The organism is Tardiphaga sp. (genome assembly GCF_044340795.1).
GTDB lineage: Bacteria > Pseudomonadota > Alphaproteobacteria > Rhizobiales > Xanthobacteraceae > Tardiphaga.
In genome coordinates this window covers 1-8,168 of record NZ_JBIISY010000254.1, presented here as the reverse complement: position 1 = coordinate 8,168, position 8,168 = coordinate 1, and the positions used below count along the sequence as shown (strand labels likewise).

Genomic DNA, 8,168 nt, shown 5'->3' with positions numbered 1-8,168 from the left:
CGCGGAATTGCCGATAACGTCCGGCGGAACCTGGACCTGGTCATAGGTTTCCTGGTTCATGAAGTGGTAGCCGTCGGCATCCTGATAGAGGTAGGAGAAGTTCTGGTCCTCGATGGTCGCCTTTTCCACCTGGTCGGTGGTCTTGTAGCGCTCCGAGATCTTCACGCCGTCGCTGATTCGGCGCATTTCGATCTGCGAGACCGGGGTGCCCTTGCCGGGATGGATGTTTTCGGCGGACAGAACGACATAGAGCTTGCCGTCTTGCTCGATGACGTTGCCCTTGCGAATAGAACTGGCGATGACTCTCACAGCGAATTTTCCTGAATTTGTCGGCCGAGGCCGGATGGGGCACGATTGCCACGCGGCCTGCGAAGCGATTTCGGGCTGCAACATACTGATTTGCGGTCGGAATGCCAGCGCCTTGCAACCGAAAAAGGCGGCACTTTGACCCCCGAAACCACCCCGATTTCACCCTGGTGGAGCCCAAACCGCCACAATGACCGCCGCGGTTTCCTCACCGCGCGTGGCCAGATAACGCGTGCCGTGCGGGCCTGGTTCGAGGCCGGGGGGTTCACGGAGGTGGAAACCGGGGCGCTGGTCGTGTCGCCGGGCAACGAGACGCATCTGCATGCGCCAAGAGCCGATCTGACCGGGCATGATGGGGAGAAACGCGCACGGTATCTGCGCACGTCGCCCGAATTTGCCTGCAAGAAACTGCTCGCGGCGGGCGAAACGCGCATTTTCGAGCTGGCGCGGGTGTTCAGGGACCGTGAGCGCGGCGATCGGCATCTGCCCGAATTCACCATGCTGGAATGGTACCGGGCGAATGAGGACTATGACGCTGTGATCCGGGACACGGTCGCGGTCATCCAGCTCGCGGCCGAGACGACGGGCATGCGCCAATTCAGCTTCCGCGGTCACAAAGCCGACGCAACTTTGCCACCGGAATTCCTCACGGTCTTTGATGCGTTCGAACGCTTTGCAGGCGTGAATCTTGCGGCAACCGTGCGGCAGCACGAGGGAAACAGAGAGGCGCTCGCCGAGGCCGCGAAAGGCTGCGTTCGGGTCGCCGATGACGACACCTGGTCGGATATCTTCAGCAAGATCCTAGTCGAGCATGTCGAGCCGCATCTCGGGCAGGGGCGGATGACGGTGCTCTACGAGTATCCGACCCCGGAGGCCGCACTGGCGCGGACCAAGGCGACCAATCCCGATGTTGCCGAGCGCTTCGAGGTCTATGCCTGCGGGGTCGAGCTTGCGAATGGATTTGGCGAGCTTACGGATGCCGATGAGCAGCGTCGTCGGTTCGTCGAAGCCATGGACGAGAAAGAGCGCCGCTATGGCGAGTGCTATCCGCTCGATGAGGAATTTCTTGCAGCCGTCGCGGCCATGCCGCCGGCGTCGGGTGTTGCGCTTGGGTTCGATCGGCTGGTGATGCTGGCCGCGGGGGCGACGAGGATCGATCAGGTCGTGTGGACACCGCCGGTATGAACAGGATCGTGAAAATTCCCGCGACGCTGCGGCAGGCAATTGAGCTGGTGGCCGAAGGTCTCGCGCCGGAGCAGGCGTTGGCCGAGCTCGAGCGCGTGGCCGCGCGCTATGCTGTGGCGGTGACGCCGGCGGTGGCCGCGTTGATCGACAGCAGCGATCCCGACGATCCCATTGCGCGGCAATATATCCCCGATGCACGCGAACTCGATGCACAGTCGAACGAGCGCGACGATCCGATCGGCGATCATGCCCATGCGCCGGTCGATGGCATCGTGCATCGCTATCCCGATCGCGTGCTGTTCAAGCTCGTGCATGTCTGTGCGGTCTATTGCCGGTTCTGCTTCCGCCGCGAGATGGTGGGGCCGGGCAAGGAGACCGCGCTGTCGCGCGAGGCCTACACGAAAGCGCTCGACTATATCCGCTCCCATGACGAGATCTGGGAAGTGATCCTCACCGGCGGCGATCCCCTGATGCTGTCGCCGCGGCGGCTGGCCGAGATCATGACTGATCTTGCCGGGATCGATCATGTGAAGATCATTCGCCTGCATACACGCGTCCCGGTCGCCGATCCCGCGCGGGTCAGCGACGAGATGGTGGCGGCGTTGCGCGTGAAGGGGGCGTCAACCTGGGTGGCGCTGCATGCCAATCATCCGCGCGAATTCACCGAAGCCGCCAAAGCTGCCTGCGCGCGCATGATCGACAACGGCATCCCCATGGTCAGCCAGTCCGTGCTGTTGCGGGGCGTCAATGACGACGCGAAAACGCTCACGGCCCTGATGCGCAGCTTTGTCGAGAACCGGATCAAACCCTACTACCTGCATCACGGCGACCTCGCGCCGGGCACGGCACATTTGCGCACCACCATCGCCGAGGGGCAGGCGCTGATGCGCGCGCTGCGCGGCCATGTGTCCGGCCTCTGCCAGCCCGATTATGTGCTCGATATCCCCGGCGGTTATGGCAAGGCGCCGATCGGGCCGGACTATCTGGCGCAAGATGTCGTGACGAATGTCGACGCAGCCGGTGCCACGTCATCGGAATCAAGCTATCGTGTGGTGGACTACTGCGGCGACATGCATATTTATCCACCGAAAGCCTGACTATCCGCTTCCACAAGGTCGGTGTTGGAGACAGCAAATGAAAACACTGTTCGTGATGACGGCGAGTCTGTTCGTGCTCGGGCACTCATTGGCTTTGGCTCAGGATTCGCAGCGCAATCTGCCGCCGAAGAATTTGAGGGCGCAGCCCACGACGCAGACGCCCGCGAGCGGCAGCGTGCCGGAGGCGCCGATCGGCCATCGTCAGCCGCGCCCGAGCGATCTGCCGCCGGAGACCGGCAAGAACGATCCGAGCCGGATCGATGCGCAGGACCGCGAACTCGATCGCGCGATCAAGAATATCTGCAAGGGGTGCTGAGCGCAGGATTGTAGGGTGGGCACGGCGCAAGGGTGCCTTTGCCCACCCTACAGATCACGACTTGTTGCGCGCCGCCAGCGCCATCGCGATCAGCGACGAGCCTCCGATCAGCAGATTGATTCCGACCAGGATGCCGATCGCCCAGGCGGCGGAGCCGGGCAGGCCGGAAATGATGAAGAACGCGATCAGGATATCCATCAGGCCGGAGAAGGCCATCCAGCCCCAGCGCTCCGACAATTCCTTGCGGTGCTGAAGCGCATACATGATGGTGGCGACGCCCTCGGCGAGGAAATAGATCCCCACCACCACGGTCAATGTCAGCGTGCTCTCGGCCGGCCGCGTCAAGAGAATGATGCCGGCGGCGATGCCGAGCACGGCCGATATCAATGACCAGATGAAGCCCGGCGCCTGTCGCGCCCAGAAAGTCATCAGCAGCGCGGCGATGCCGGCAATGAAGAACATCCAGCCGAGCATCACGGTGACCGCGATGCTGGCGATGGGTGGCACGATCATGGCGGCGAGGCCGAGGATCACCAGCAGGATGCCCTCGATCAGGAAGGCCTTCCAGTGATTGCGGACGGTCTCGCTCATCTTCGATTGCAGGTCGGCGAAATCCGGGGGCATGGTCATGGGCATCATCCTGATCTGGGGCGTGCAGGCGTCTCGCAGCCATAACTATAGCTGCAAGCTTGCGGCAAAGCGAAAGCCCGATGCATCTGATCAGTTTTTTGCGATTTTTATTGGATGTTACTGCCGGACAGGTATCGCCGGCGCCACCGTGCGCATGCGGTTGCGGCCGAAGAAGTAGGCGGCGCTGGTCAGTACCAGCAAGACAATGCCGATCAGGATTGAGGTGACGCCGAGCGGGACCAGCACCATGGTCACGCTGCGCTCGGGATTGCTGTACCAATGGCGCAGCGACGAGATCAGGAAGGCGGTGCCGGCAAAGCCCGCAGCGCCACCGGCAAAGGTCAGCGCCCACATGCTGCGCAATTGTGCGAGGCGTTCGCGAGACACATCCGTATGCGGCGCGTGATGAGCGCCGATCCGGCGCACCAGTCGGACGGCCAGTGCAATGGTCCCGAAGCCGAACAGCATGCCGGCGCCTTCCAGCGCGCGGCGGCCGAGGCCGACGATTTCCGGATGCTGCTGCAAAGTGAGCAGCGGCAGGTCGTAACAGGCATGCAGCGTGATGGGCGCCAGCACGATCAAGAGTGGCGTCCGGATGAAGGCAAGACTGTCGCGGCGATGGGCGCCGAGCGCACGGCCGGATCGTGCAATGGCGATATAGGCGCCGGCAATGACTCCGAGCGCGCCATGGAACGGCACCGTGAGGACGCTGCGCAAAACCGCCAGGGTGCGCCACATTTCGGGATAGCTGAGGAGATAGATCAGGTTTTCATAGGCCGCAAAACCGAGGCCGGCGGCGGCGCCATAGACCACGGTGTCCATGGGATCGGCGGTGCGCGCGCGCTGGGTCGAGACCGCCAAGATCACCAGGATTTTGACGATCTCCTCAGGTGCGGCGATGCCGAACACGGCGTGCAGGACCATGGCCCATGTCGGATCGTCGGTGAGACCGGGGATGCCCGCGAACAGCGCCCGTGCATAGCCGAGCAGGGAGATGCTGGCGGCGCCGAGCAGGAACGACGCCCAGACCAGACCCGGCGGCCCCGGCCGTTCATCCGCGGCAATGACCAGCCACAGCACCAGCAGAGCGGGCGCAACGGCGGCGATACCGATGACGGTGGGGAGCGATTCGAGGCCTTCCATGCCGGATTAAGTATAGGGCGCGGGTGCGGTGGGGAAGGGTTCGGTGGTCGCACCCCTCAGTTGTCATCGTCCGCTTGACCGCGAAATCCATTAAATGCGGACGTTTCGACGTCAACGGGGGGCGCTTGCCTTCGCCGCGGGCGACCAAAAGAGTGTGACGGAACCAAATGCCGTCCGACTGATTGCTCCTGAAACAATTGCCGAGACGGGGACCAGACCATGGCCGATGACGCACAGACGACACCCCCTTTCATCTATGAAGGCGTGGCGCTCGTACCCGAGGAGAAATCTACCTTGTCCGAAGTGGTCGACACCGTGAAAGACGCCGCCCATCGCGTCAGCGACACTTTCGAGGCCGGCAAGAAGCCGGGCATGCCATTGAGCATTCTCGCCAATGTCGCCCGCGAAGCGCCGCTGGGATCGCTGCTGGTGGCGTTCCTGCTGGGCGTGGCCGTCGCGCGGCGGCGCTAGTATCATCTGAGCGATCGCGGCGCCGGCAGCGGCCGTTAACGGGCGTGAGGTCCGTTTCCTGCCCCGCTCGACGGTCTGCGCTGTGGTGCCGGATGCGTCGTATCCGGTGGGAGATAGCGGGTAGGCGAACGCCCGGTCCCGTGTCATGGATTTGGAAGTGGTCCAGTCGCCGCGCATCGGCTAGAAATCGAAGAGCGCTGTTCCGACTCCCTCCCAGAGGCTCCCTTGTACGTCCCTCCCGCATTCCGATCGGACGATCCGGTTCTTGCTTGGCAACTGGTCGAGGAGATCAGGCTGGGATGCCTGATCACAGCGGGCGTAAGCCTGATGGCGTCGCATCTGCCATTCATGGTGGAGCGGGGAACGCAGCCGGGTCTGGTCGGGCATATGGCGCGTGCCAATCCGCAGTGGAAAGAGCTCGACGCCGCGCCGGTGCTGGTGAATTTCCTCGGCCCCAACACGCATATCTCGCCATCCTGGTACACGACCAGCCCGCGAGCGCCGACATGGAATTACGTGGCGGTGCAGATTCGCGGCCGCGCCTGCGTGACCCAGGACCGCGAACGCCTGCGGCAGATGGTGCTGGATCTCAGCGCCCTGATGGAGCCGGATGGCAGCCCATGGGAGGCTGCCAGGCTCGACAGCGCCTATGTCGATAAATTGCTACCCGGCATCGTCGGCTTCACCATCGAGGTCGATCATGTCGACGTGCAGTTGCGGCTGTCGCAGCAGAACAATGCGGATGACCAGACGCGCGTGCGGGCGTCGCTCAATGCCGGGACGTTGCGGGAACGGCAGGTGGCCGAGACGATGGCGCGCTATCTGGATTCTCAATCCGGCCCGGCTTGATCATGGAGCGATCGCGCGGGCCTCGGCGCCGAGTTCGACGACTGTGTCGGTCGGAGCGATCACCGAACGTCGATGGGTGATGGCCAACACCGTGACGTCGGCGGAGAGGGCGCGGACGTGGCTCATGATGTCCCGCTCGGTGCCATCATCGAGCGCCGAACTGGCTTCGTCGAGAAACAGCACGCTCGGATTTCCATAGAGCGCGCGGGCGATGGCGATGCGTTGGCGCTCGCCGCCGGACAGTTTGAGGCCGCGCTCGCCGACGTTGGTGTCGAAGCCTGCAGGCAGCGCCTCGATGAAGGAAAGGATTGCGGCCTTGGCTGCCACGTCGCGCAGGCGCGTGTCATCGCGCGGGCGGCCGAGCAGGATATTGTTGGCGAGGCTTTCATTGAGCAGCACCACATCCTGCGGGACGACCGCCACGGCCCGGTACCAGTCGGCTCGGGAGATGCTGGCGAACTCGATGTCGTCCACCAGGATGCGGCCCTGCTGCGGTTCAATGGATTTCAGGGCCAGTTTGAAGATGGTGGATTTGCCGGAGCCGGTGTCGCCGACGATGAAGGTGATGGCGCCGCGGCGCGCGGTGAAGCTGACGTCGCTGATGCCGCGGCCATTGCCATAGGCGAAGCCGACGGATTCGAACAGAATTCGGCCGTCCTGTGGCGCAAAGCGCGTGCTGTGCGGGGACTCGTCCTCTTCCGGCGCCTGCCACATGGCGGTGAGCGGGACGAGCTGCGCGCGGGCCCGGGCGAAATTGTCCAGCGTATTGGCGATCATCTCGAACGGATGATTGAGCTGGAGCAGCAGCGTGTTGAACAGCACGAGATCGCCGATGGTCAGGGCGCCGGCCTGGTAGTTCGGCAGCAACAGCAGGAAATTGATGGCGAATTGCGCAGCCAGGCTGAGGCCGAGCATGACCGACATGGCGATACCCCGCAGCATGTAGGCGTGCCAGTGATCGCGCACATTACGCGCCTTCTCGGTGAAGCGCTGGCTCATCCAGTGATGGCTGCCGAGATGGCGGAGCGTTTCCATGGCGTTCATCGCATTGCCGACAAAGCGCGCATTGTCCTGGGCGGCGGTCATCGCGGCGCTGAGACTGCCTTTGGAGCGGCGTGACACGATCACGGCAAGACCGATTGCGACGCAGCCATAGGCAATGACCGTCGCCACCACCTGCAGATTCAACAGGGCACCGAGCGTGAGCAATGTGAGGGCGATCTGCAGTGCGCTCGGAACGAGCACGATCAAGCCGATCTGCACGAAAGTCACCAGCGCGCCGCGACCTTGCGTGGCGGCATTCTGTATTTCGGCGGGATTGTGAGCGACGAAGAATTCGGCGCGTTTCTTCAGGATGCGATTGAAGAACTGCGTGCTGGCGATGAAGCCGAGATTTTCCGCCGTGATGACCGACAGGAACTGGACGATCCGCAACAGTGCCGAGGCAAAGCCGACCAGAGCGGCGTAGGCGACGAAAGCCCAGGCGAGATCGAGGGCGAAGGCCTCCTTTGGCAGCCGGTCGATCAGGCGCGAAAACAGATAGGGCGCGGTAATGCTGCTGGCGCTCGACAACAGCACGATGGCGGCCACCGAGAGCAGCGCCCGCCAGTCGGACCTCCAATAGGCAACAAGGATCTCTGCGACCGGGCTGTTGCTGGCGGACGTTTTCATGAGGACGTTCTGTGCAAGGCAATCGACGCTGCGGGGGCGCTTGGCTAGCAGAGGGTATCGGCCATGGCCAGCACCGATCGGCCGCCATGGAACGATTCTGATCTGGGATCGCTAGCGGGCGCGCTTGCGCTGAACCGCGGCCGCCTTGGAGCGGTTACGGTTGTTCACCGTGGCGCGGGAGCGCGAGCGACTTGGTGTCTCGCGGGCGCTGGCCTTGTCGTCACCGGCCGAGGTGCTGGCAAAGGACTGGCGCAGGTTGTCGAGGGTGGCGGTGAGGGTGCCGACCTGTTCGGTCAGCTTGCGGGTGTCGTTCTGCTGGGCGGTCAGCAGCCGCTGCATGGTCTGCAACTGGTCCTGCACCACTTGCAGCTGGTCGATGGACTGTTGCTGTGTGGCCTCGATGCCCTTGGTCTTCTCGATGATCTGCTCGGACGCCTGCGCCACGCGCGCCTGTTGCAGCCGCGAGGCGGTGAGCCGCTCCGGCTCTGGCGTATTGCCAC

9 protein-coding genes and 1 pseudogene are annotated in these 8,168 nt (G+C 63.6%); 5 read left to right on the top strand and 5 right to left on the bottom strand.

Annotation, left to right across the window (positions count from 1 at the left end):
• A pseudogene (locus ACIQ17_RS27655) lies at positions 1-309 on the bottom strand (elongation factor P); the annotation flags it as partial.
• Positions 310-444: 135 nt separating this feature from the next.
• Here ACIQ17_RS27655 and epmA point away from each other — a divergent pair.
• The 3 genes from epmA to ACIQ17_RS27640 are packed head-to-tail and all read left to right on the top strand — an operon-like array spanning position 445 to position 2,904.
• The gene (epmA, locus tag ACIQ17_RS27650) at positions 445-1,491 is read left to right on the top strand and encodes an EF-P lysine aminoacylase EpmA (RefSeq protein WP_398472567.1); all 1,047 of its coding nucleotides are present in this window, start codon (positions 445-447) and stop codon (positions 1,489-1,491) included.
• A complete protein-coding gene (locus ACIQ17_RS27645; RefSeq protein WP_398472565.1) occupies positions 1,488-2,588 on the top strand; it encodes a lysine-2,3-aminomutase-like protein in 1,101 nt (366 codons plus the stop codon). The genes epmA and ACIQ17_RS27645 overlap by 4 nt, the downstream gene beginning before the upstream one ends.
• Before the next feature lie 37 nt (positions 2,589-2,625).
• A complete protein-coding gene (locus ACIQ17_RS27640) occupies positions 2,626-2,904 on the top strand; it encodes a hypothetical protein (RefSeq protein WP_398472564.1) in 279 nt (92 codons plus the stop codon).
• 54 nt (positions 2,905-2,958) lie between these two features.
• On the opposite strand, the gene ACIQ17_RS27635 is transcribed toward ACIQ17_RS27640, so the two are convergent.
• Together ACIQ17_RS27635 and ACIQ17_RS27630 are read right to left on the bottom strand one after the other, a co-directional pair.
• On the bottom strand, positions 2,959-3,534 hold the full coding sequence (locus tag ACIQ17_RS27635; RefSeq protein WP_398472563.1) for an HdeD family acid-resistance protein: 576 nt from the start codon (positions 3,532-3,534) through the stop codon (positions 2,959-2,961).
• Positions 3,535-3,651: 117 nt separating this feature from the next.
• Entirely contained in the window at positions 3,652-4,677 is a 1,026-nt protein-coding gene (locus tag ACIQ17_RS27630; protein WP_398472562.1) for a PrsW family glutamic-type intramembrane protease, read from the bottom strand.
• Between the two features lie 219 nt (positions 4,678-4,896).
• Here ACIQ17_RS27630 and ACIQ17_RS27625 point away from each other — a divergent pair, with 219 nt between their 5' ends.
• A complete protein-coding gene (locus tag ACIQ17_RS27625; protein ID WP_398472561.1) occupies positions 4,897-5,148 on the top strand; it encodes a hypothetical protein in 252 nt (83 codons plus the stop codon).
• Between the two features lie 225 nt (positions 5,149-5,373).
• Complete coding sequence (locus ACIQ17_RS27620; protein ID WP_398472560.1) at positions 5,374-5,997, top strand: FMN-binding negative transcriptional regulator; 624 nt, start codon at positions 5,374-5,376, stop codon at positions 5,995-5,997.
• Here the strand turns inward: ACIQ17_RS27620 and ACIQ17_RS27615 are convergent, their stop codons facing one another.
• Complete coding sequence (locus ACIQ17_RS27615) at positions 5,998-7,668, bottom strand: ABC transporter ATP-binding protein (RefSeq protein ID WP_398472559.1); 1,671 nt, start codon at positions 7,666-7,668, stop codon at positions 5,998-6,000. It lies immediately after the preceding gene.
• 111 nt (positions 7,669-7,779) lie between these two features.
• A partial coding sequence (locus tag ACIQ17_RS27610; protein ID WP_398472558.1) for a hypothetical protein occupies positions 7,780-8,168 on the bottom strand: 389 nt, incomplete at its 5' end.